The 23,224-nt window shown below is 38.3% G+C and carries 23 protein-coding genes and 1 riboswitch; of the genes, 2 read left to right on the top strand and 21 right to left on the bottom strand.

Translation table 11 applies throughout. The annotated features are described in order from the left end of the window. Positions 1-45 precede the first annotated feature (45 nt). The 4 genes from pulA to ACEE75_RS03885 all read right to left on the bottom strand — a co-directional run bounded on the left by pulA (position 46) and on the right by ACEE75_RS03885 (position 5,961). The gene (pulA, locus tag ACEE75_RS03900; RefSeq protein ID WP_447574431.1) at positions 46-2,358 is read right to left on the bottom strand and encodes a type I pullulanase; all 2,313 of its coding nucleotides are present in this window, start codon (positions 2,356-2,358) and stop codon (positions 46-48) included. After that, the gene (locus ACEE75_RS03895) at positions 2,327-3,403 is read right to left on the bottom strand and encodes a diacylglycerol kinase family lipid kinase (protein WP_447574430.1); all 1,077 of its coding nucleotides are present in this window, start codon (positions 3,401-3,403) and stop codon (positions 2,327-2,329) included. Before ACEE75_RS03895 ends, pulA begins: the two co-directional genes overlap by 32 nt. 16 nt (positions 3,404-3,419) lie before the next feature. Then, entirely contained in the window at positions 3,420-5,378 is a 1,959-nt protein-coding gene (ligA, locus tag ACEE75_RS03890) for an NAD-dependent DNA ligase LigA (protein WP_447574429.1), read from the bottom strand. A gap of 73 nt (positions 5,379-5,451) precedes the next feature. After that, entirely contained in the window at positions 5,452-5,961 is a 510-nt protein-coding gene (locus tag ACEE75_RS03885) for a QueT transporter family protein (protein ID WP_427893950.1), read from the bottom strand. Further along, positions 5,956-6,053: riboswitch (PreQ1 riboswitch) on the bottom strand. It overlaps the preceding gene by 6 nt. Before the next feature lie 28 nt (positions 6,054-6,081). On the opposite strand from ACEE75_RS03885, the gene ACEE75_RS03880 reads away from it, so the two are divergent. After that, entirely contained in the window at positions 6,082-6,507 is a 426-nt protein-coding gene (locus ACEE75_RS03880) for a GtrA family protein (protein WP_447574428.1), read from the top strand. A 35-nt stretch (positions 6,508-6,542) separates the two neighbouring features. On the opposite strand, the gene ACEE75_RS03875 is transcribed toward ACEE75_RS03880, so the two are convergent. From ACEE75_RS03875 to metK, 10 genes are all read right to left on the bottom strand, one after another. Further along, positions 6,543-7,139, bottom strand: coding sequence for a response regulator (locus tag ACEE75_RS03875; protein WP_447574427.1), 597 nt, complete (start codon positions 7,137-7,139; stop codon positions 6,543-6,545). Between the two features lie 3 nt (positions 7,140-7,142). Next, positions 7,143-8,228: a sensor histidine kinase gene (locus ACEE75_RS03870; protein WP_447574426.1), complete on the bottom strand. Its 1,086-nt coding sequence runs from the start codon at positions 8,226-8,228 to the stop codon at positions 7,143-7,145. A gap of 1 nt (position 8,229) precedes the next feature. Beyond that, positions 8,230-8,961 carry an ABC transporter permease gene (locus ACEE75_RS03865; RefSeq protein WP_447574425.1) on the bottom strand — a complete coding sequence of 244 codons (732 nt, stop codon included), beginning with the start codon at positions 8,959-8,961 and terminating at the stop codon, positions 8,230-8,232. A 2-nt stretch (positions 8,962-8,963) separates the two neighbouring features. After that, complete coding sequence (locus ACEE75_RS03860) at positions 8,964-9,833, bottom strand: ABC transporter ATP-binding protein (RefSeq protein WP_447574424.1); 870 nt, start codon at positions 9,831-9,833, stop codon at positions 8,964-8,966. 130 nt (positions 9,834-9,963) lie between these two features. Continuing rightward, entirely contained in the window at positions 9,964-10,878 is a 915-nt protein-coding gene (locus ACEE75_RS03855) for a YihY/virulence factor BrkB family protein (RefSeq protein WP_447574423.1), read from the bottom strand. Positions 10,879-10,893: 15 nt separating this feature from the next. Then, positions 10,894-11,754 (bottom strand): methionyl aminopeptidase, encoded by an 861-nt coding sequence (locus ACEE75_RS03850; protein ID WP_447574422.1) that lies wholly within the window; start codon positions 11,752-11,754, stop codon positions 10,894-10,896. A gap of 23 nt (positions 11,755-11,777) precedes the next feature. Continuing rightward, complete coding sequence (spxR, locus tag ACEE75_RS03845; RefSeq protein WP_447574421.1) at positions 11,778-13,067, bottom strand: CBS-HotDog domain-containing transcription factor SpxR; 1,290 nt, start codon at positions 13,065-13,067, stop codon at positions 11,778-11,780. Continuing rightward, complete coding sequence (locus tag ACEE75_RS03840) at positions 13,060-13,611, bottom strand: GNAT family N-acetyltransferase (RefSeq protein WP_447574420.1); 552 nt, start codon at positions 13,609-13,611, stop codon at positions 13,060-13,062. Before ACEE75_RS03840 ends, spxR begins: the two co-directional genes overlap by 8 nt. 107 nt (positions 13,612-13,718) lie before the next feature. Further along, positions 13,719-14,978 (bottom strand): UDP-N-acetylglucosamine 1-carboxyvinyltransferase, encoded by a 1,260-nt coding sequence (locus ACEE75_RS03835; protein ID WP_447574419.1) that lies wholly within the window; start codon positions 14,976-14,978, stop codon positions 13,719-13,721. A 177-nt stretch (positions 14,979-15,155) separates the two neighbouring features. After that, entirely contained in the window at positions 15,156-16,343 is a 1,188-nt protein-coding gene (gene metK / locus ACEE75_RS03830) for a methionine adenosyltransferase (protein ID WP_447574418.1), read from the bottom strand. A 253-nt stretch (positions 16,344-16,596) separates the two neighbouring features. On the opposite strand from metK, the gene birA reads away from it, so the two are divergent. Beyond that, positions 16,597-17,529 (top strand): bifunctional biotin--[acetyl-CoA-carboxylase] ligase/biotin operon repressor BirA, encoded by a 933-nt coding sequence (gene birA / locus ACEE75_RS03825; protein ID WP_447574417.1) that lies wholly within the window; start codon positions 16,597-16,599, stop codon positions 17,527-17,529. On the opposite strand, the gene ACEE75_RS03820 is transcribed toward birA, so the two are convergent. The 7 genes from ACEE75_RS03820 to ACEE75_RS03790 form a co-directional block, all read right to left on the bottom strand. Next, on the bottom strand, positions 17,516-17,704 hold the full coding sequence (locus ACEE75_RS03820) for a DUF3272 family protein (RefSeq protein WP_354369783.1): 189 nt from the start codon (positions 17,702-17,704) through the stop codon (positions 17,516-17,518). The genes birA and ACEE75_RS03820 overlap by 14 nt on opposite strands. Positions 17,705-17,810: 106 nt before the next feature. Next, on the bottom strand, positions 17,811-19,487 hold the full coding sequence (gene dnaX, locus ACEE75_RS03815) for a DNA polymerase III subunit gamma/tau (RefSeq protein ID WP_447574416.1): 1,677 nt from the start codon (positions 19,485-19,487) through the stop codon (positions 17,811-17,813). After that, positions 19,487-19,984, bottom strand: coding sequence for a GAF domain-containing protein (locus ACEE75_RS03810; RefSeq protein WP_427893605.1), 498 nt, complete (start codon positions 19,982-19,984; stop codon positions 19,487-19,489). Before ACEE75_RS03810 ends, dnaX begins: the two co-directional genes overlap by 1 nt. 109 nt (positions 19,985-20,093) lie before the next feature. Then, a complete protein-coding gene (locus ACEE75_RS03805) occupies positions 20,094-20,879 on the bottom strand; it encodes an L-threonylcarbamoyladenylate synthase (RefSeq protein WP_354369786.1) in 786 nt (261 codons plus the stop codon). A gap of 96 nt (positions 20,880-20,975) precedes the next feature. Further along, positions 20,976-21,566 carry a 3-isopropylmalate dehydratase small subunit gene (gene leuD / locus ACEE75_RS03800; protein WP_354369787.1) on the bottom strand — a complete coding sequence of 197 codons (591 nt, stop codon included), beginning with the start codon at positions 21,564-21,566 and terminating at the stop codon, positions 20,976-20,978. 11 nt (positions 21,567-21,577) lie between these two features. Then, positions 21,578-22,957, bottom strand: coding sequence for a 3-isopropylmalate dehydratase large subunit (gene leuC / locus ACEE75_RS03795; protein ID WP_447574415.1), 1,380 nt, complete (start codon positions 22,955-22,957; stop codon positions 21,578-21,580). Continuing rightward, positions 22,954-23,223 (bottom strand): DUF1294 domain-containing protein, encoded by a 270-nt coding sequence (locus tag ACEE75_RS03790; protein WP_447574414.1) that lies wholly within the window; start codon positions 23,221-23,223, stop codon positions 22,954-22,956. Before ACEE75_RS03790 ends, leuC begins: the two co-directional genes overlap by 4 nt. Position 23,224 lies beyond the last annotated feature (1 nt).

The following is a 23,224-nucleotide window of genomic DNA, read 5'->3' as shown; positions in this document are numbered from 1 at the left end:
CTGAAAATTAAAAGTAAACAAAAATAACCTGAAAGCAATATCAGGTTATTCTTTCTTTTCAAAGACCACTACTGTTAACGGCTCTAGCGATAGCGCGCTTTGTTGTAAGCGCTTTTCATTTGTCACTAGTATATCATATTTTTCATGGTCTGTCATGCTAATTTTCACATTTTTTCCAATAATATTGAAAATTATTTTAAAAGAACGCTCATCTTTAGTTGTGAAACTAATAAATCCTGAACCATGTTCTGCTGTTTCAACATAAACATGGTTTAAAATATCATCAAATGTTTGATAAGAAAAGCCACTAACGCTTGTTTTCAGTTGAATAATCTGACGGATAAACTCAATACTTGCTTTATGAATGGTCACATTATTCCAATTAACTTGGTTCACTTGGTCTGGAGCATTGTAACTATTCATCGCTCGCTCTTTATCTTCTTGAGTCAACTCAGCATTATCACCTGTTGGAAAGAGTTTGGTGCGTAAAAATTCTTGCCCCAACTCCATAAAGCTCATCCCTTGCATCAAAAGATTCATAGCTGTTGCGACTTCTACGCGTCTAATATGGACATCTTGATCATCATCAGGATTGAGCTCTAAGAAAAGATCATTTAAATTATAATTATCATGGGCTTCTACATAATTTAAGACCTGACTTGGCGTTAGATAAGAAGATAGCTCACCACTTCCCAAAATAGCTTTAGCCACTTTGTCTTCTGTCGCCTCTCCAGAAACAAAACCTTTTTTGAAGTCTCCATAAACTTCGGCTCCTTTAACAGCATCCCTTTGATCATCATTAAAGAAGCCAATTCTTGGCATCTGAGAGGCATTTCCTTTTTTAGCCTTATCTTCTGGCATTAGGCCTGTTCCCATATCCCAACCTTCTCCATAAAGAAGAATATTAGGATCAATAGCATCTACAGCCTTTCTAATCGCATTCATCGTTTCCACATCATGTATCCCCATCAGATCGAAACGAAAGCCGTCAATATTATACTCCTCAATCCAATATAAAATGGAGTCGATCATATATTTTCTAAACATCTCTTTCTCACTAGCCGTTTCATTACCAACGCCTGTTCCATTTTGGAAAGAGCCGTCAGGATTCATACGATAGTAATAATCAGGAACGGATAGTTGGAAAGCAGAATCTCGAGAAGAATAGGTATGATTATAAACCACATCCATAATGACGCCAATTCCAGCATTGTGATAGGCTTGAATCATCTGCTTTAACTCTAAAATACGGACAGAAGGGGCATGAGGATTTGAGGTAAAACTCGCTTCGGGAACATTATAATTTTCTGGATCGTATCCCCAATTATAAGCATAATCACCATGTTCATCAATTATCTGGTGATGATCAAATAATGGCTGAAACTGAACATAATTAATGCCTAACTGCTTGACATAATCAAAGGCAGTTTTATCACCATAAATATTCTTAGTCCCTGTTTCGATAGCACCTAAAAACTTACCACGATTCTCCAATCGAACACCCGAGGTCTCAGACTTTGTAAAATCTCTGACATGCATCTCATAAATAACCGCTTGGTTAGGATTGGCTAAACGCCATGTCGCCTCTGCACCATGCTTGACTGAAAAACCTTCTGGCACTAAATCCGCTTTATCAATGACAATAGATCTTCTACCATTTGCAGTGGTTGCAATAGCATAAGGGTCTCTTGTGTCTCTAAAGGTTCGTTTTCGGTAATAGACACGGTAGCAATAAGCCCTATAATTTAAATCCTCTGAAACTGTCGTAAACCAAACACCGTGAGTATTATGTTTATGATCTTCCCAATTTTCAGCATGCCCACGCTCCATTTTAACAACACGCTCAACACTAGATTTATCATCTGTAGAACTATATAAAATCAACTCTACTCTTTGAGCTGTCGGAGCCCATAGCCTAAATTCCGTCTGTTCCTTCTGATAAGAAAACCCTAGCCATCCCGAATAGCCCCATTTACGATCAAATCGATAGCTGTGTAAGGCCATATCAAAAGCATGTGGTTGACGAAAACGATAATGATGACTGGTTACCGCCGCTTGCCTGGAATAATAAACAGTATCATCCCCCTCAACAATCCAAACCTCAGCCTTTGCAATCCCATAATCTCTATGGATACAATAATCCTGTGTTTTTTTTGACCAATCTGAATTTTTCACCATCAAATAAACATCGCTTAAATGATGCTGTGCTGGATAAGAAAGGTTAGCAACAATCCCAAAAGAATCAAAGCGGGCAAAATGGCTATCCCACCCATTTTCACCTTCTATCCACTGCCAGACACTATAATCAAAGTACGAGCCTGATTGGCTATGATAGTGTAGTATTACTTGGTTTTCCATCCTCATCAACCTCTTTCATCTCCATCTTTTCATCCAAATATTCGACTTCACGAACAAATTTTTGTGCAATCGCCTCCATTGCTAATTCCTCTGTATCTAGAGTAATTGCATCATCAGCAATCTCATCGGTATTGGCGATAAATTCGATATGATTATTTAAATTTCTTAATTCAACAGGTGCATCTCCTCCATACTCACCATCTAAATTAATCATTAGACGACGTGCTTTTGGATCCTGTGGTTCAATCCTCAAATAAGATGTCTTAATATATTCTAATTTACTATGACTAATATGTCGTCCACCATTTAACATCAAACCAATGATATGGGTCAGTTCAATCAGGTTAGCAGTTTTTACTAGAATTAAAGTGAACTTTCCATCATCTAATTTAGCATCAGGAGCAATGGTTTCAAATCCCCCTACTGAATTTGTCAAGGCCACAAAAATCATAGAGACTTCATCTTCAACAACACCATGGTCATGAAAAATTTTGACAGGTACATTTTGTACCCTAGGCAAGAGTTCTGCCCCTTTAACCAAATAAGCTAAATAGCCAAATACACTTTTAAGCTGACTAGGAACGCTATAGGTTAGCTCTGTCAAACTGCCTGCCGCAGCAATATTAATAAAATATTTTCCTCGATCTGTCTGACCAATATCCATTAAAATAGTTTGTTGTTTCCCAATCAATTTTGCAGCTTCAATAGGATTCCCCCTTGGAACCTTTAAAGCACGGGCAAAATCATTAGTTGTTCCCATTGGAATAATAGCCATTTTTGGCCGCTTTTTCAAAGGAGCGATACCAGAAACCACTTCATTAATTGTTCCGTCACCACCAGCTGCAATGACTAAATCAAAACCAGCTAAGCCCGCACGCTTAGCCTCTTTCATAGCTGAATGAGGTTCAGGAGTTGTCTGAAAAGCAGAGGATTCATAACCAAAGCTTTCCAAAATATCTAAAACATCTGCCACACTTTTTTTCATCAATTCCTTGCCCGATGTTGGGTTATAAATCAAACGAGCACGTAATCTATGTTTTTTCATTTATTTTCCTCGATACTTAAAGACTTGCTAACCATGATTCATCACGAATCTCAATGCCGAGCCCCTGTGCTTTTTCAAGCTTTGAACCAGCATCTATCCCTGCTACTAAAAGGTCTGTCTTTTTAGAAACACTAGACGTGACCTTAGCTCCTAAACGTTCTAGTTTGTCCTTAGCTTCACTTCTTTTTAGTGTGGTCAACTTCCCAGTCAAGACAACGGTTAAACCTGAAAGCATGGCATCACTGGCTACTTTTTGCCCTAAGTAAGTGAGATTAACCCCTACTTCTTCTAGTTCTTCTAAGAGTGTTTGACTACCTTGTGTTGCAAAATAAGTTGCTAAAGACTCCGCAACAGCCATCCCTAAACCATCAATTTCAGCAATCTTTTCTTTCTCAGCTTGAACCAGTACTGAAATAGAGCCAAATTCCTCCAAAAGTTGCTTACTGACCTTAGCACCAACATGGCGAATCCCTAAACCAAATAATAACTTTTCAGCAGAATTTGCTTTAGAAGATTGAATCGCATCATAAAACTTCTGAGCAGATTTTTCCTTGACACCATCTAGTTGCAAGAAATCTTCAACTTTTAATTGATAAAGGTCTGCCACATCATGAATCAAACCAGCTTGATAAAGTTTTTCCATTACTGATGGGCCTAAACCAACGATATTCATCGCATCTCGACTAGCAAAATGTTCTAGACGTGCTAAAATTTGACTAGGACAAAGTGGGTTAATACAGCGTAGAGCGACCTCATCATCATAATGTTGTAGCTGACTTTGACAAGATGGACATTGTTGCGGAATCAACATGGGTTCTTGTTGAGCACGCTTAGACATGACCACATTTAAAACTGCTGGGATAATATCGCCTGCTTTATACACCACTACCGTATCTCCGATGCGGATATCTTTTTCTGCAATATAATCCACATTGTGTAGCGTGGCACGACTTACTGTTGTCCCTGCTAACTGTACTGGCGTAAGATTGGCGGTCGGTGTGACAACACCTGTTCGTCCAACAGTCCAATCCACTGATAAGATTTCTGCTTCCTTTTCTTCAGCAGGAAATTTATAAGCTACGGCCCAACGTGGTGCTTTAACAGTAAATCCTAGCTCCTCTTGCATAGCTAAGTCATTTACTTTAATCACGATGCCGTCAATATCGTAAGGCAGTTGATCTCGTTTGTTTTGAATATCTTGGATAAAGGCCCAAATGTCAGCCATATTCGATGAAACAAGACGAGTAGGATTAACCTCAAATCCTAAGTGTTCAAATTGCTGCAAAACACTTTCTTGGCTAACTTGATCTGTAGGTCCTGCCTCTTGGTACAAGAAAGTTGCCAGATTTCTTTTAGCCACTACTCCTGTATCTAGCTGACGAAGTGTCCCTGCTGCAGCGTTCCTTGGGTTGGCAAACTCCGCCTCACCATTGGCTTGACGCTCTAAGTTAATCTTATCAAAAGAAGCTTTTGGCAAATAACACTCCCCGCGTACAGTGATATCGATCGGCTCAGTCAGAGTAAGAGGAATATCACGAACACGTTTTAAGTTTTCTGTAATGTCCTCACCCACACGACCATCTCCCCGTGTTGCACCTACGCTTAGAACTCCCGAAGTATAGGTCAAAGAAATCGATAGACCATCAATTTTTAATTCGGCTAAGTAAGATGCCTTTGGAAATTCTTTTTTCACCCTTTGATCAAATGCCTCTAATTCGTCACGCGAAAAAGCATCCTGCAATGAAAACAGAGGATAGAGGTGTTCATGTTTTCTAAAGCCCTCTAAGACAAGCCCTCCTACTCGGTGAGTCGGACTATCTGGCAAAATCTCATCAGGATAAGCTTCTTCCAAGGCTACCAATTCACGATACAACTGATCATATTGCGCATCAGAAACGGTGGGCTTGTCAAGTGTATAGTATTCTTTGGCGTACTGATTTAAGCGGTCCACCAATTTTTTCATTTGATTCTTCATATCTTTTATTTTAACATATTTTACCGTTTCAAAATAAAAAAGACTTCCAAATTTGGAAGTTTTTTAGCGAATTTTAAGCCTCAAAATCAATTCGTTGAGATAATTTTTCAATCACTATAGCACCAATCAAAAGTGAAGCTAACTCTCCTATCGCAGTGGTAAACCAAGTCAAAAGAAAAGGAAGACCTGCAATCACTTTTAACTCCAAGGCTATGGTAAACATAGAAGCTGCAAAAAAGAAAGAAAAGTAAACAAAGGCTTTGTTAAGTAAGCCACTAAACAATTGTTCTTGACGATAGCGTCCAAAAAGATAGACTCCCAAGGTCACAAACAATAGCGTTGACCCTCCTCCGACAAAGACATCTAACCAACCATAGGTAAAAAAGTTGGCAATCATACAGCCTAGAGTCACTGCAATAATATACTTACGATGATAAAAAGCAAGGAAGTTTAACATCTCAGATACACGAAACTGATATGCTCCATAACTAATAGCGTTTAAAGGAGGCGTCACGGTCAATACAACATAAAGTGCAGCCACAATGGCAATCTGAGTGAGATCTTTTACTGATAATTTCATAATTCTCCTTTAGCGGTCATGCCGCGTCTAATATGCTTGGTGAAAGGGAAATAAGCACCAAGGGTTGCTCTAGCAACGTTTTCTAGTATAGCATATTTTTTATTTTTTTGATATAGTATCCTTATGAAAAAATTTATATCTAGTGAAGTTTTTAAATATCTCTTTTTTGGAGTTCTAGCAACCCTCGTCTATATGGTAACACGCATGGCTTTCTTTGCTATCACACATCAAGCTACTCTTTCAGCCGTTATTGCAAATATAACCGCTGTTGTCTTTGCATTTTTCACCAACGACTATTTTGTCTTTAACCAAGTTAGAACAGGCTGGATGGGGCGATTTGTCAAGTTTTTTGTAGCACGACTCTCAACACTGGCCTTAGATCTTGTTTTAGCTTATCTGTTGGTTGAGCGATTCCCACAAATTATCGGACAATTTGTTAACCACAATCTACAGGTCGTCAATGCGATTGAAACCTTATTTGCACAAGTTTTAATTATCGTTTTAAATTATATCATCAGTAAACTACTCATTTTCAAGGATAAGCATTAAAGAGGATGGAACGCCCATCCTCTTTTTGTCTATTTTTATAACCAATTTTTCTCTTGAGCAATCAAGAGAGCATCTGTGCGATTATGGGCATCCAGTTTTGTCATTAGGCTGGTAACGTAGTTTCTGACAGTACCATTTGATAAAAACAACTCTTTTGCAATGTCTTGATTTGACAAGCCTCGTGCAATGCCTTGTAGAACATCTCTTTCTCTTTGACTGAGGGGATTACTTGAAAAAGCCATTTCATCAACCAATTCAGGAGAATAGTCTTTCTGACCAGATAAGACCTTGTGGATAGTGGTCATCAACTCCGTAGTTGACCGATCTTTTAAGACATAAGCATCTACTTGAGCTTTTAGCGCTCTTGTAAAGTAGCCTGTACGCTTAAAGGTTGTGACAATCACGACTTTCATCTCTTTATGCTCTCTAATCCACTCTAAGACCTCTAGACCTGTCATTTTAGGCATTTCAATATCCAAAATCGCCACATCTACCTCTTCTTTTTCTAGGAGGCTAATGGCTTCTTGCCCATTTCCTGCTTGAAAAACAGCATCAACATCGTCTTCCATCAATAAGAGTTGACAAAGGGCATCACGCAGCATTGATTGGTCTTCTGCTACCAATAATTTCATCTCCTACTCCTTTCTAAAAGGAAGGCTGAGACGCACACAAGTTGGATTGTGGCGTGATAAAACCTCCACCTCTCCTTTGATTAAGGACAACCGATTTTTTAGCGACTGCAGTTCATCCTCACTTTGACTAGAAAATCCTTGACCATCATCTGCCATCTCAACGATCAAATAGTCTCCCTCATCTGCTAGGCTCAGCTTTGCTTGACGAGCAGAGGCGTGTTTAATGACATTATTAGCCAATTCACGCACCATCATGGTTAGACTAGATTGAAGGACTGGAGAGAGGTTTTGACTATCATAATCTTTTTTTATTACCAGCTCAATCTCTGCTAGTTCAAAAACTTGTCGTAAGCACTCTAGTTCTTCATCCAGACTTCTATATTTTAGTTGATTGACAATTGTTCTGACGTCAGCCATGCTTTTTCTACTTGTTGCATTTAAATCGGACAACTCCTTTTTAACCGCCATAAGATTTCCTTTATCCAATTGCTTTAAGGCTAGTTCTGTCTTAATAGTCATCGTAGCAAAAACATGGCCCAAAGTATCATGAAGATCCTGCCCGATACGGTTACGTTCATTTTCCGCAATCAAGAGATTGATAGAAGCGTTTTGCTCCTGCAGTTTTTGCTCTGCTTTTTCCTTAGACAATTGCATCCGTCCACCAAAAAACATGGCTAAAGCAAAGGCATGAAGAATAAACATAAAGAGAGTAATATCTAGACCGTAAGGACCAACCATACTCCATATCAACAAACTAATCAACAAACCCACATAAGATACCGTCCGATAAGTCCACTTATCCTCACTATAATGCCAAGTCAAGAGGTTTGAGAGATTAAAGAGAAATAGGGAAAATTGAATATTACCCGCAAAACTCATATAAGCAATGTAGGCTAAGAGGTAAATCCAGGCTACCTTTTCATAAGTGTGGTTTTGTGTATAAAGTAGTGAGATATAAACACCACCAAACAGTACCGTCGCAAATACAATAAAAGGATAAATGGCTAAGTGAGCCGTATAATATAAAGGAAAAACCAGAAAAAGCAAGCCCAAGAAATACATGGGCGAGACTTTTCTTTTCTGAAACACGCTACTTCACCTCGCTTCTTTTCTGAATCATCATTGCTGTTCCTAAGAAAATTATGGCATAAGTCAGCACAATAAACAAGGACTTCCAGATAAAATCATGCTTTTCTGCATAAGTGACAACTAAGTGATTGACATAATAACCTGGTGTCAGACGACAAATCTCTTGAACCCAATCTGGAAAAAGGCTAATCGGCATCCAAGATCCGCCCATAATCGCTAAGACAAAATAGGTCAAGTTAGCAACAACTGACATGGTTTGCTCAGATTTAAAGAGACTTAACAACAAGCCCAAGGCTAAATACATAAGAGCGGTTATCAGTAGTAAAATAGCTGACACCAACCACCTCTCTCCTGTCATACGCACATCTCGCACTAAAGCACCAACTAAAAAGACAGCCATAATAGAGCAGATGAAACAGAGATAAACACGAAAGAGTTTTGACAAATAATAACGGGACAGGCTAATAGGAGAGTGCTCAATAAAAGACAGCCAGTTATTTTTTCGATCCTCTGATAACATCATAGGAAAGGTAAACAGTGCAAAACCTGACATCGAAAAAGCTGTCATGGTCAACATATAAGATTGCACAAAGGCTTTTTGAGCTACTGGATCATCTAGTTGTACCGTTGATGAAAAAATCAAAAAGAAAACCAAAGGCATCCCTATAGATAAGAGAAAGGTTCCTAAACTTCTGGATAATTTTATTCCCTCAATTTTTAATAATGGTATCATGATTACTCCTCCCTTGTCTGATCAAATAAAGTATTAAGCAGGGTTTTATTTTGTACTTCTATATCTGAAATACGGCAACCTCTGGCTTGTAAGGCAGTCCAAACTGTCTCAATCTCTTTTGTTTTAAAACAAAGTCGATCTTGCTTGATAACCTGATCATAAATCCACTCTGGTCGAATCGCATCTGAAAAACGCTGATCAACAGTCACTTCTTTTTCATTTTCTTCACTGCGCATAGCATGAGGGGTCGTGTCTCGCCACAACTTCCCTTGATGCAACACCAAGATACGATCTGCTGTATGCTCCACCTCTTCGATATAATGGCTGGAATAAAAGATTGTAACACCTTGCTCTTTCAAGTCAGCAATAATCTCCCAAAAGCGTTGACGAGTAGAGGTATCCATACCTGCTGTCGGCTCATCTAAAAAAAGAATTTTAGGTTTACCAATCAAGCAAAGAACAAACGCTAACAAACGCCTTTGCCCCCCTGATAATTTTTGTGACAATTGATTTTTTTGCTCTTCAGAGAAACAAAGTAAGGCGTCTATCTCACCATCCGTCAAACTATCTTTATAAATGGCTTGAAAGAATGATAAAAGTTCTTTCACTTTTAAATCTTCTGGTATCTTATTTTCCTGTGGGAGAACAGCAACTGAAGCCTTATTGGGAGCAGATTTTGGATTATCTCGGTTTAACAAAATCTGCCCAGCACTTAGTTGCTTATCTCCTAATAAACAGTCCATCAAGGTCGTTTTCCCCGCACCATTTGGACCAATCAAAGCGACACATTCACCTCTACTAATCTCAAAGGAAATCTGATTTAAAATCACTTTTCCTTTGATCACTTTTTTTAGATTTTCTACCCGTATCATGACTAGCTCCTCCTCTGACTTTTCCTTATCGACACTATTAGTATAGCGCTATTGAACACCAAGGATTAGGCCTATCTGTCATGACATCATATGACAAAAGTCATAAAAAAAGTGACTACCTATTTGGTAATCACTCCTTATTATCACTGTTACGTCTTGCTTGAATCAGTTCTCGAACATCCCCTCGTCTAAGAGTGAACTCTTCCTCAAACCGTCGTTGATAAGTGGCGTTAAAAATAGCCCCCATAATCAGCACGCGCGCGAAAAAAATGGACCAAATCATAATCGCAAATGTTGTAATCGATCCAAAATTTCGTAAGTTCACCATACGATTTAAGGTATAGTTGACATATTGTCCAAAAAGACTTGTCGTAAAGACCAAAACAAAACTTGAAAAAATGGTCCCAGGTAAAATATAGTGCCACTTTCTAATCTTAACATTTGGTAAGAGATAGTAAAGAAAAGCCAACATGATAAATAAAATGGCGATAGTGGCTGGCTGAGCAAAGTGCATCAAGATGGAATACATTTTAGAATCCAATTGCAATCGGCTATGAATTAGACCTAAAATAGTTTTGCCAAAGGTTGATAATACAATAGCTAAACTTAGAAGAACCACGACCCCTACACTAACTACCAAACCAATAGCATAAGAAACAATAAAATCTCTGTGATCTTGAACATCATAAGCTTTATTAAAGGATTGTTGTAAAAAGTTTAGCGATCGTGACATGGTCCAAAAACCAGTCACTAATGACAACCATAAAAAACCACTAGAAGGTTGATCAAAAATACCTCGGATAATATTAGCAATGCTTCCATAGAGTTGTTTCGGAAGATTATCTCTTAAAAATAAAAGCAGATCAGAAGTATCAATATTCAGATAGGGAAAAATATTGGCTAACAGAATCAGAAAAGGAAAGATGGTCAATAATAGATAGTAAGCAACAGCAATACTAGATAGGCTCATCTCTGAACTTTTATAATAGCCAAAAAAAGCTCGAATAGACTGACTAGTACGAATTCTTACAATAAACCTTTTCACAGCTTCTCCTTGCTATTAGTAAGTCCCTTCTTCTCCCTGACTTGTCAGAATAACAGGACCTTCCTTTGTAATAACAAACTGGTGTTCATATTGACAAGATAAACCACCATCAAGTGTTTTATGGGCCCAACCTGTCTTCAAGTCAGTATCAATTTCCCAAGTTCCCGTGTTGATCATAGGCTCAATTGTTAAGACCATTCCCTCACGCAGACGCAAGCCACGACCTGCCACCCCATAGTTGGGTACCATAGGCTCTTCATGCATCGTTGGACCAACTCCGTGTCCTACAAGATCACGCACGACACCATATCCACGGCTTTCAGCATATTCTTGAATGGCCGCTCCAATATCACCAATTCGATTACCTACAACTGCTTGTTCAATCCCTTTATACATGGCTTCTTTAGTTACAGCCATCAAGTCTTTCACCTCATCTGAAACTTGACCTACTGCATAAGCCCAACAAGAATCTGCTAAACCACCTGAATAATTTTCAGTATATTTTTTCATCTCTTTGACATTATCAAAGTTAAGTTTTGACACATCAAGGATAGACTTATCTAAAGGCTCACTAAGAACCATATCCACTTTTAAAAGGTCACCTTCTTTTAAAATGTAGTGTCTTGGGAAAGCATGCGCTACTTCATCATTTAAACCACAGCACGTTGCATAAGGATAATCCATAATATGCCCATCAACACCGATTTGAAGTGGCAGAACATTTTCTTCCTTACAACGTCTGCGGACGTACTCTTCAACTTCCCACATATCAACACCAGGTTTAATCAAATCACGTAAGCCAATATGGATACTGGCAAGAAAATCTCCTGCTCTGTCCATTGCTTCAATTTCACGCGCTGATTTTAATGTAATCATAGTTTTTTTATTCACTCCTATTTCTAATTCAACTTTGTTGTGACAATAGCTTTAAAAACAATTTGACGCCCTTGATAAATTTCAAAATCCAAGGTAGCATTTTTTCTAGTTCGTGCAATGACTTTAGGATAAATCTGCAAATCATCGTCAATCTGAACAGCCTGTAAAAAGTATAACATCATTTGTTCAATAATGACATTCTTTTGTTGTTTTTTGGTTAAAACACGAATCGTAATTTCTTTTAAATATTCCGTTAAAATCCCTTGAGACAAATTGCCCGTACTATCCACCATTGACGGCGTGATGGTAAACGAAAAATGAGCACTTGCATCATCTACTTTTAAATGAGAGACAATTTCCTCACTAAAAGTCGGTAAACTTTTTTCCTGGAGATTCTTTAACTCAGCCATAACCTTGCGACGCGTCACAACCCCTAACAGCTTTCCATCATTAGCCACAACTGGTAACATCTGAAAATCATCTAACAACATTTTTTGGCTAACACTAGCTAAACTAACATCGAAATAAGTTACAATAGGATTACGAGTCATCAACTTGTCAAGGGTCACGCTAGCCTCTTTTCCTGTAACATCCCGCATACTGATCATCCCTACAACCATCTCATGTTGATTTAAAACAGGAAAACGCACCTGATTCAGCTTTCTGACCAACTGATGAAAATCTCTAACAGTATCTGTTTCAAATAAATAACCCGCCTCAAATTTAGGGATTAAGATTTCTTCAACTGTCTTTAAATCTGTTTTTATACGAATATCAGACAAGGCACTATTAATCATTCTAGCAACGGTAAAGGTGTCAAAATGACTAATCATAATTGGAATCGATAAACGATTGGCGATAGCCTTAGCTTTATCCGATACTTCAAATCCACCTGTCACTAAGATGGCATTCCCATGCTCTAAAGCAAAAATTTGAACATCTTCTCTATCGCCAACAATCAGCAACCCTGAACTAGTCAAATACCGACCTATATTTTCTAATGTCATAGCAGCAATGGCGAAATGACTAAATTCACGCTCTAACCCTGCATTTCCCGCCACCAAATCTGCGCTACAAACCTCTAAAATTTTAGCATAGGTCAGTTTATCAGATGATAGCTGATTTTTAGTTTGAATACGAATGGTCCCACTACGCGGACGTGTTTCAACAAGACCACGACTCTCAGCTTCTTTGATTGCTCTGTAGGCTGTTCCATCACTCACCTTCAAACGATTAGAAATCCCTCTCACACTGACACGTTTACCAACTGCCAAACCCTTTAAATAGTCTAAGATTTCTTGGTGCTTACTCATCATCTGTCACCCCAGCTCTTAACTCGTAAGTCAAGTAATTCCTTATTTTATGCGTGTAACGATCACTGCCCTTGTAACTCCCCACCAGACGATATTGACATTTCTCAGCAACTCTTTTACTTGCAATGTTTTCTTTGTGAACAATAATATTTATTCTTGCTAACCGACAGGCTTTTAAACCTAAAAAAGAGATATTCTTGACACACTCCGTCATCAGTCCTCTTCCCCAGTAGTCACGTTTCAAAAAATAAGCTAGTTCAGCAGAGTTTTGGTTTAGATCAATCTTTTCAAACTGAACAATGCCAATTAACTCCTCTGATACTTTCAATTCTATTCCCCATATGCCTAGAGGGGCTTTCATAAACTGTTGAACAAATAATTCATCACATTCTTGTCTAGTCTTGGGCTTTGGAAAAATAAAGGGTAACTCATCCTCAATCAACATACTAAAAAAAGAATACCGATCATCAAATCGAAGGGGTCTTAACCTAAGCACTTCTGTTTCAAAAGTGGCATACTTTGCCAATGTTAGCCAAATTGTCATGTGTTTATTATACAGGTTTTTAACGTTTTTAGTCAAATATCCCTAGAATAAATCAAGCTGGTATGACTAATCATCTTATAAAAGAATTATAGTCATACCAGCTTGATTTATTCTTCAATAATATCAATATCTGCGCCTAAGGCACGTAATTTCTCAATAATATTAGAATAACCACGTAAAATAAATTCAATATTAGTGATTTCTGTTCTTCCTTTAGCCATCAAACCTGCTGTGACTAAGGCAGCCCCCGCACGAAGATCTGTCGCTTTAACAGGAGCTCCCGTCAACTGATTTGGACCATCATAAATAATAGTTGAGCCGATTGTTTTAATATTGGCACCCATCCGTGCTAACTCTGGCACGTGATTGACACGCTTTTCATAAATCGTATCAACTAAATTTCCACGTCCCTCAGCTTTCAATAATAAAGGGGTCACAGGCTGTTGCAAGTCCGTTGCAAAACCAGGGTAAGGAGCTGTACGGATATTAACTGGTTTTAAAGCTTCTTGTTTTTCTACAAAAATACTATCTTCTTCAATTGTCATCCGAACACCCATCTCATCCAACTTCGCAATGAAACTTTCTAAATGCTCGTATAAAACATTCGTGACTCGAATCCCTTCACCCACAGCAGCAGCAAGAGCGATATAAGAGCCAGCCTCGATACGATCTGGAATAACTTGATGTCGCGTCGAACCTAAGTAATCAACCCCTTCAATAGTGATCACATCTGTCCCTGCACCGCGAATACGAGCTCCCATGTTATTTAATAAAGTTGCCACATCAATAATCTCTGGTTCTCTAGCAGCATTTTCAATAACAGTTTTTCCCTTTGCCTTAACAGCTGCAATCATGGTATTGATAGTAGCGCCTACTGTCACAATATCAAAATAAATATGAGTTCCATGCAATTGGCCACTTTCTGTAGCTAAACGCATGTTATCCCCCTCATAGGAAACTTTAGCTCCCATAGCTTCAAAAGCTTTTAAGTGCAAGTCAATTGGACGTGGCCCCAAATCACAACCGCCTGGCAAACCTACAGTGGCTTCTCCAAAACGTCCCAACAAACTACCATAAAAATAGTACGAAGCACGCAAACTATTGATTTTTCCATAGGGCATGGGAATATTTTTGACCCCACGAGGATCGATTTCTAGGGTTTCCCCCTCACGAATCACACGAGCTCCCATGATTTCCATAATTTCAATCAAGCTATCAACATCACTAATTGCTGGAACACCGTCTAAAATAACAACATCATCAGCTAGCAAAATAGCAGGAATTAAGGCAACCACACTATTTTTAGCACCAGATACAGCAACTTCACCTGTCAATGGTTTACCACCATTGATGACAATTTTTCTCATACTTTCTATTCTTTCATAAATAATATTTCAACCTTCTTATTGTATCATTTAGTAAACAATTTGACAAATAGAATTATCTTTTTTTTTACATTTTTATCACTAAAATATTACAAAAGCATGACACTCCAGAGTATCATGCTTTTTTTCTAATTAAACTAATGAAAGTAATAAATCTACTTAAAGGTAATGCTTTAAGCTATCAACCTTATCCAAACGTTCCCAAGGAAGATCAATATCCGTACGTCCCATATGGCCATAAGCTGCCGTTTGCTTATAAATTGGACGCTTCAAATTAAGCATCTGAATAATACCAGCTGGACGCAAATCAAAAACTTGGCGCACAGCTGCTTCTAATTCTGACTCTGCAACCGTACCAGTCCCAAAAGTATCTACCCTAATAGAAACTGGGTGAGCTACCCCAATGGCATAGGCAAGTTGAACTTCTGCTTTTTTAGCAAAACCTGCTGCAACAATATTTTTAGCAATATAACGCGCTGCATAAGAAGCTGATCGATCCACTTTTGTGGCATCTTTTCCTGAAAAGGCTCCTCCGCCGTGGCGCGCATAACCACCATAAGTATCGACGATAATCTTACGACCAGTTAAACCTGAATCTCCTTGAGGGCCTCCAATTACAAAACGTCCTGTAGGATTAATAAAATATTTTGTCTCCTCATCAAGATACTTTTCTGGGATAACTGCTTTAATAACCTTGTCAATCACATCTTGATGAATCTGCTCATTTGAGACTTCTGGATCATGCTGCGTGGAAATGACAACGGTATCTACACGAACAGGTTGATTATCTTCGTCATATTCCACAGTAACTTGACTTTTAGCATCTGGACGAAGGTAGGCAATTTGACCAGATTTACGCAATTCTGCTAAACGACGGACCAAAGCATGACTAAGCGAAATCGGCAGCGGCATCAACTCTGGTGTTTCATCTACCGCAAAACCAAACATAAGTCCTTGGTCTCCTGCCCCAATCAAATCCAATGGATCTTGCTCCTCATTTCCACGAACCTCAAGAGCCTCATTCACCCCTTGTGCAATATCAGGTGATTGTTCCACTAAAGATGGATGCACACCTACAGCTTCTGCAGAAAAACCATACTCTCCTTTAGTATAACCAATCTCAGCAATAGTATCACGGACCACACGGTTAATATCAACATAAGCTGTGGTTGAAATCTCGCCAAAAACATGAACTGATCCTGTATAAACCACTGTCTCTGCTGCAACGTGTGCTTCTGGATCTTGCTCTAAAATAGCATCTAAAATAGCATCTGAAATTTGGTCTGCAATCTTATCTGGATGCCCCTCAGATACTGATTCAGACGTGAAAAGTTTACGTTCTGACATTTGACATGTCCCCCTTTTAAATAATAAGTCACTTAAAAATACAAATCGTCTCTGATTTTCAAGTCAGTTAAAAAGTTACAAAGCACTGATTGAGACAACAATCACCTTTTCGGGACTAATTAACTTATCCATTATATCATTGTCTTTTCAAAATAGAAAATCTTTTTAAAAATTTGACATAGTTATTTTCTATAAGCAGTCATATACTTTTTGAATAACTTGAAATCACCCAAGGTTTTGCTATACTTATCTTATGAAAACCTACGAAAAAATCTACCTTGAATTAAAACACCAACCCGATTATATCAGCGGAGAAACGTTAGCAGAAAATTTATCTGTTTCACGAACTGCAATTTGGAAAGCCATCAAAACTTTAGAAAATAAAGGATTAACGGTTGAATCCACAAAAAATAAAGGCTATAAGCTTGTTAGCGGAGATCTCTATCTTAAAGACCAATTAGAAGAACGATTAAACTTCCCTGTTCAAATCCTTGAAAAAAGTCAATCCACTCAGATCGATGCCAAAAATGGACTAGAGAAAGGAGCTCCCGCTCCTACTCTTTACTTAGCTCAAGAGCAAACAGCTGCTAAAGGAAGATTCGGTCGATCTTTCTTTACGGATAAAACAGGTGGCATCTATATGTCCTTACACCTTAAACCCAATTGCCACTATCAGGATGTGAAACCTTATACCATTATGGTAGCAAGTAGCTTGGTGAAGGCAATCTCTCGATTAACAGGTATAGAATGTGATATCAAATGGGTTAATGATATTTATTTAAATGGTAAAAAAATTGCTGGTATCTTAACAGAAGCTATGACGTCAGTTGAGACAGGTCTAGTAACAGATGTCATCATCGGAGTAGGCATCAATTTCTTTATTTCTACCTTTCCTGAAAATTTATCGGAAATAGCAGATAACCTTTTTCAAACAACTCCAAGTATTACGAGAGAAGATTTAATTTGCAGTATGTGGAACATTTTTTTTGAAACTCCTGAATATGACTTGGTGAAATACTACAAGGATAAGTCACTTGTCCTTCATCAAACCATTACTTACCTTGAACAAGAACAAGAAAAACAGGCTAAAGTATTAGACATTACCAACCGTGGAGAATTGCTGATCCAAACTGGAGAAGAAAAAAAGACGCTCTCCAGTGGTGAAGTTCGCCTTATTTCTTGGTAGTCTTATCAATAGCCTTCATTACGCGACTAAGTACCAAACTCGTATAAAGTTTTCTAATCAATAAAAATGCCCAAAAACCTGCAAAAAAATACTCTTGATCAAAGATTGCTTGGTTAAACAAATAGGTTTCTACGGCTGTACCTAAAGCAAAAATAAGAAATTGTTGTCTTGTCATGGTGACATTATAGCATAATTTCTCAAATAAAACATACCAAAAACACATTAGAAAGGGGTAAAATAGACTCCTTCTAATGTGTTTTTTCATTCATAAATTAAAATGTCTAGCTTTCTTCCACGATAATTTTGTCAGCCAAAAAATCAAATCCTTCTGGGATAATGAAAGCTCCTTGGTCTTCTTTATGATTTTCTGTCTCATTATCTTGCTTTTGCGCTTTTAGTTGCTTAGCAAACTCTGATCGAATGCGGTTGAAATCCTCTTTAGGAACTGCCATGATTTTAGGAGAGAAATCAGCCACCTTACTCATAATATTTCCAACAATAGTGTTCAAATCTTCACGACGCATAGCTTGTTCAGCATTAAATGCAGCATCAAAAGCCAAGATGGCATTGTCGCTATTTGCAAGAACAGGTTCTGATCCTAGCAAAAGAGCTCGATTTTGTGGTGAAATACTATCTAAAATTTCATTCCAAGCAGATTTTAAAGCGTCCAAATAAGCTCTAGATTGCTCACTGTCCTCCACCGTTTCTTTCATAATGGTCATAATTTTAACCTTATCTACCTTGTAGGTCATTTGTGACTTAAGTTGAGAAAGGTTAGAACTAGACTTCACTGATCCTGTTTTGAGTTTTTTTAGTGCCTGCTTTAATTCTGCGATCTCAGCTTGAAGATGGCTTAATTCTTGCGTCAACTCCTCTGTTAGACCAATATGATTTCCCTTTTCCTCTGCTAATCTGATGGTCATCATTTCCGCATAAACTTTCGGATGAGAACCATTTTTTATATCTTGCAAGGCCTTTGTGACCTCCTCAATCATGGCAAAGAGACGTTCTTTAGGAAGTTGCAAGTTCATCTCAAACACTTGACCAGAATGGGTGTTCGTACCGCCTGTTTGAACAACTAAGAGATCTCTAAAATATTGTAGTAAGTCGGTTGCAAAACGACTCATACTTTTTCCATTCTCAAAAATGGTGTTTAAATTATCCAAGGCTGCACTTGCATCTTTATCACGGATATGAGCAACATAATCATCTAAAGCCTTTAAGCTAATACTTCCTGTAATTTCTTCTGCTATGCTGACTTCTACACGATGATGGCGCGTTAAACTAAGTGCCTGATCCAAAATTGATAAAGCATCACGCATTCCCCCTTCAGCTCTTCTAGCAATAATTTCTAGAGCTTCTTGGTCAAAATCAATTCCTTCCTCATCAAGGATGAATGCAAGATGTTCACAAATAGCAAGAGTATTGATCGCTTTAAATTCAAAGCGTTGAACACGAGATAAAATTGTTGCTGGAATTTTATGTAGTTCCGTGGTCGCTAAAATAAAAACGACATTTTCTGTTGGTTCCTCAAGCGTTTTCAAAAGAGCATTAAAAGCACCTGTGGAGAGCATATGGACCTCATCAATGATATAAACTTTATATTTTGCAACACTGGGAGCATAAGTCGATTTATCACGAATGTCTCGAATTTCATCCACACCATTATTTGAAGCGGCATCAATCTCAATCACATCCTCAAGGCTACCTTCTGTGATCGCTTGACAAATATAACAAATATTACAAGGCTCTCCTCCCACTTGATTAGGGCAGTTCATCGCTTTAGCAAATATCTTGGCAGAACTTGTTTTTCCTGTCCCTCGTGGTCCTGAAAAAAGATAGGCATGACTTATTTTTTCATTTTCTACCGCCTGACGTAGTGTAGTGGCAATTAAAGATTGCCCTACCATTTCTTCAAAGGTTTGGCTACGATACTTACGATATAAGGCTTGATACATTAACTCTCAACTCCAAACATACTAAAGTCCCATGTTGTTTTTTCCACTAGAAGTGCTACAAATTGTTCTAAATGAGCTTGGTCAAGATCGTCGTAATCTCCCACTAAATGTGAATCCAAATCCAAGACCCCTATCAATTGTCCTTCTTTTACCATTGGAACAACAATCTCGCTTCTTGCTGCTGAATCACAAGCAATATAGTTAGCATGCTTTGTCACATCATCAACAATCATAGTCTGCCTCTTTTGTGCAACCTCGCCACAAACTCCCTTTCCTAAAGCGATCCGAACACAAGAGACTCCACCTTGAAATGGTCCTAAAATCAATTCCTTTCCATCAAAAAGATAAAATCCTGTAAAAACAGAATTTGGTAGTGTTTGCTTCAAAAGAGCGCTCATATTAGATAAATTAGCTAAAGCATTACTTTCTTTCTCCAACAATAATCCTGCTTGTGCCAACATCAGTTCATAAGCATTTTTTTTATCTTGCTCTATCATTCTAGTCTCCTTAACAGTCATTCTTATCTATTATAGCAAATTTCTTTTCCACATCACATAAAAAAGAAAGATAGCCAAGGAAATCCTAGGCTACCCTTAATTGCTAATCTTAATAGTACTCCCCTTGACGGTAGTTCCATGAGTTAAAGTGATCAGATAAATGCATCATAATTTTATCGATATCTAGACCTTTACGGATCACAACTGGACATGGCTCAATAGAACGGCTACCTTCACCTTGCTCAGGGATTAGCTTACCATCTGCATCAACCATTGAAACCATAACACCTTGCTCATAGCGTGTTTCAATAGTTTTATCTGGTTGGATTGAGGCTACATAATCATCTGCTTCAATAACAAGGTCAACCTTAGATTCGATACGCTCACCGATTCCCTCAACTTTACCGCGGTTTCCTTTACCTGATGGGTTAGCTGATGAAGCATAGACCATTTTTCCTTCTTTTTCCCACATCTCTTTAGCGATTTGCTCACCTGCAACACCAAATTTGATAACAAAACATGATGTCCCACGCACATCTGTCATCAACTCCTCACGACCATCACCAAAAGCTTGAAGTTTGGCATAAGCATCTTCACGCCATGGCAAGATACAACCTAAAAGAATATCTTCATCCCAATGTTTTTGGTAAAAGGCATCAATTTCTGGTGTTAATTGAGCAAGGGCACGAAGCTCTTCCATGCTACCGCAAAGGACAACACCTGGTTTATTACGATTACGCTCTTTGGCATCAAATTTACGCTCCAAACCAGCTTTATCAGATGTCATGATGATGTAACCAACCTTAGTTGGACACACGATACATCCTCCTTCACCATTAAGAATATCAAATCCTTCTTGTGAAAGATTGCCGTCCCATTGAATGTGTTTTGTCATAATATATTCTCCATCTAAATTTCTAAGTACTTATTTATTCTATCATGTTGTTAACTGAAAATCAATCTATTTTCAGAATTTTCCAAACTATTATCTCTATTGCCAATAACTTGGACGATTTTTCTCATATTCTGCAATCAAATCTTCAAATTGCAAAGTAATCCCAATATCATCCAAACCTTCTATCAATTTTTTCTTCCAGTCAGCATCAATCTCAAATGAAAATTCTCCAACTGGTGAAATAATTTTTTGTTGAGGTAGGTCCACAGTAACCTCATCTTCTGGCGAAAGATTAGCTAATTGTTCTCTAACCTCTATAGGTTGAACAATCGGAAGCATGCCATTATTTAATTCATTATTGTAGTGAATATCACCAAAGGATCCTGCTATCACCACTTTAAAGCCATAATCTTCTAGAGCCCAAGCTGCATGTTCTCGAGACGAACCAGCACCAAAGTTATCTCCTGTAATCAAGATAGTAGCTTTTCGATAGGCCTCTTGATTAAAAATAAAATCAGGATTTTCAGTATAGTCATCATCTAGGTAACGCCAAGAGTACATCAAATACTTTCCAAAACCCTTTTTATCAATTAACTTTAAAAATTGTTTAGGAAGAAGTTGATCCGTATCGATATTATCATTCATTAAAGGGACAGTCGTTCCTTTATAGACTGTAAATTTTTCCATCTTGCCTCCTATTACACTTCTGGTAATTGACGAACATCTACAAAATGGCCTGCAATAGCTGCTGCTGCTGCCATCGCTGGACTACACAGATGAGTTTTTGCTCCAAAGCCTTGGCGATCTTCAAAGTTACGATTACTTGTTGAAGCACAATGCACTCCTGAAGGAACCTTATCCGGATTCATTCCTAAACACATGGAACAACCAGGATCACGCCACTCAAAACCAGCCTCTATAAAGACCTTATCAAGTCCAAGTTTCTCTGCTGCACGCTTGACAGGGCGACTTCCTGGAACCACAATGGCAGTGACATGAGGAGCAATCTTTTTCCCTTTCACAACTTTTGCTGCCAAGGCTAAATCACTCAAACGAGCATTAGTACAAGATCCTAAAAAGACATAACCAATTTCAATATCCTCTGCCTTTTGACCAGGTTTTGTTCCCATATATTCATAGGCTCTCTCATCATTTATATCTCTAATTTCTGGAAAAGCTTGATCAAAAGAAACCCCCATCGCAGGATTGGTTCCCCAAGTCACCATAGGAGCCAAAGTCGAAACATCCATTCGAATCACCTTGTCATACACAGTATCTGAATCTGATACCAGTGTTTTCCAATCGGCTACCGCCTCTTCAAAATCTTTCGGAGCGCCAGGACGACCTTTTAAATAATCAAAAGTCGTTTGATCAGGGTTCATAATTCCCATCTTAGAACCAAATTCAATAGACATATTACAAATGGTCATCCGCTCTTCCATACTCAAGCAATCAATTGCTTCTCCAGTGTATTCAACCACATAACCAACTCCACAAGCAACCCCATACTCAGCAATCAAAGCTAATATAAAATCTTTAGAATAAACACCTTTTTGAGGTTTTCCAGCAAACTCAACCAACATGCGTTTAGGTTTAACTTGCCAGATTGTCTGTGTTGCAAAAACATGCTCGACCTCTGAGGTACCGATACCAAAAGCAATCGCACCAAATGCTCCATGTGTCGCGGTATGACTATCCCCACAAACGATAAATTTCCCTGGTTGTGTCTTTCCAGTTTCTGGACCAACCATATGTACAATACCCTGATTTTCAGAACCATGTGGTGCATGCTCTATCCCAAAATCCTTAACATTTTTCGCTAAAGCATCAATTTGTGCCTTGGAAATAACATCTCGAATATCATAAATGTTAACAGTTGGGACATTGTGGTCAAAAGTGCCAAAAGTTAAATCAGGGCGACGTAGTTGACGTCCTGCATCTCTTAGACCTTGGAAGGCTTGGGGACTGGTCACTTCATGTATATAATGTTGGTCCACATACATGAGTTGAGGTTCTCCTTCATTTCCTGTAATAACATGACGGTCCCATAATTTATCAAAAATCGATTTTCCACTCATTTTTTACTCCAAATCAGATATAATATCAAGCCATCTACGATAAGTCCAATATACCATGTCACAATAAAGTACCATTTTCTTGTCTTATGTCGCCATTGATAAGCGGCAAACATGGCACCCATTCCACCTAATAAAAGGCTCTCTAGTAGTAAGACTTTCTCTGGAATACGCCACTGTTTTCTTCTAGCTTTTTTCTTATCGCTAACATAAGTCATATAAACTAAAAGATTCCAAAACAGTAGGCAAATCGTCAATTGTATCGCCATC

This window comes from Streptococcus sp. 11273D007BT, assembly GCF_053547195.1.
This window is presented reverse-complemented; position numbering and strand designations above follow the sequence as displayed.

What these genes read in the sequence shown, in the direction of transcription:
- ligA (WP_447574429.1), bottom strand. Translation starts at nt 5,378, where the DNA reads ATGAAGAATCAAATGAAAAAATTGGTGGACCGCTTAAATCAGTACGCC.
- ACEE75_RS03810 (WP_427893605.1), bottom strand. Translation starts at nt 19,984, where the DNA reads ATGATAGAGCAAGATAAAAAAAATGCTTATGAACTGATGTTGGCACAA.
- dnaX (WP_447574416.1), bottom strand. Translation starts at nt 19,487, where the DNA reads ATGTATCAAGCCTTATATCGTAAGTATCGTAGCCAAACCTTTGAAGAA.
- ACEE75_RS03790 (WP_447574414.1), bottom strand. Translation starts at nt 23,223, where the DNA reads ATGGCGATACAATTGACGATTTGCCTACTGTTTTGGAATCTTTTAGTT.
- ACEE75_RS03840 (WP_447574420.1), bottom strand. Translation starts at nt 13,611, where the DNA reads ATGACAATTTGGCTAACATTGGCAAAGTATGCCACTTTTGAAACAGAA.
- leuD (WP_354369787.1), bottom strand. Translation starts at nt 21,566, where the DNA reads ATGGAAAAATTTACAGTCTATAAAGGAACGACTGTCCCTTTAATGAAT.
- ACEE75_RS03895 (WP_447574430.1), bottom strand. Translation starts at nt 3,403, where the DNA reads ATGAAAAAACATAGATTACGTGCTCGTTTGATTTATAACCCAACATCG.
- ACEE75_RS03805 (WP_354369786.1), bottom strand. Translation starts at nt 20,879, where the DNA reads ATGACAAAACACATTCAATGGGACGGCAATCTTTCACAAGAAGGATTT.
- ACEE75_RS03820 (WP_354369783.1), bottom strand. Translation starts at nt 17,704, where the DNA reads ATGACAAGACAACAATTTCTTATTTTTGCTTTAGGTACAGCCGTAGAA.
- pulA (WP_447574431.1), bottom strand. Translation starts at nt 2,358, where the DNA reads ATGGAAAACCAAGTAATACTACACTATCATAGCCAATCAGGCTCGTAC.
- ACEE75_RS03850 (WP_447574422.1), bottom strand. Translation starts at nt 11,754, where the DNA reads ATGATTACATTAAAATCAGCGCGTGAAATTGAAGCAATGGACAGAGCA.
- ACEE75_RS03880 (WP_447574428.1), top strand. Translation starts at nt 6,082, where the DNA reads ATGAAAAAATTTATATCTAGTGAAGTTTTTAAATATCTCTTTTTTGGA.
- ACEE75_RS03865 (WP_447574425.1), bottom strand. Translation starts at nt 8,961, where the DNA reads ATGATACCATTATTAAAAATTGAGGGAATAAAATTATCCAGAAGTTTA.
- metK (WP_447574418.1), bottom strand. Translation starts at nt 16,343, where the DNA reads ATGTCAGAACGTAAACTTTTCACGTCTGAATCAGTATCTGAGGGGCAT.
- leuC (WP_447574415.1), bottom strand. Translation starts at nt 22,957, where the DNA reads ATGAGTGGAAAATCGATTTTTGATAAATTATGGGACCGTCATGTTATT.
- spxR (WP_447574421.1), bottom strand. Translation starts at nt 13,067, where the DNA reads ATGAGTAAGCACCAAGAAATCTTAGACTATTTAAAGGGTTTGGCAGTT.
- ACEE75_RS03860 (WP_447574424.1), bottom strand. Translation starts at nt 9,833, where the DNA reads ATGATACGGGTAGAAAATCTAAAAAAAGTGATCAAAGGAAAAGTGATT.
- ACEE75_RS03835 (WP_447574419.1), bottom strand. Translation starts at nt 14,978, where the DNA reads ATGAGAAAAATTGTCATCAATGGTGGTAAACCATTGACAGGTGAAGTT.
- ACEE75_RS03875 (WP_447574427.1), bottom strand. Translation starts at nt 7,139, where the DNA reads ATGAAATTATTGGTAGCAGAAGACCAATCAATGCTGCGTGATGCCCTT.
- birA (WP_447574417.1), top strand. Translation starts at nt 16,597, where the DNA reads ATGAAAACCTACGAAAAAATCTACCTTGAATTAAAACACCAACCCGAT.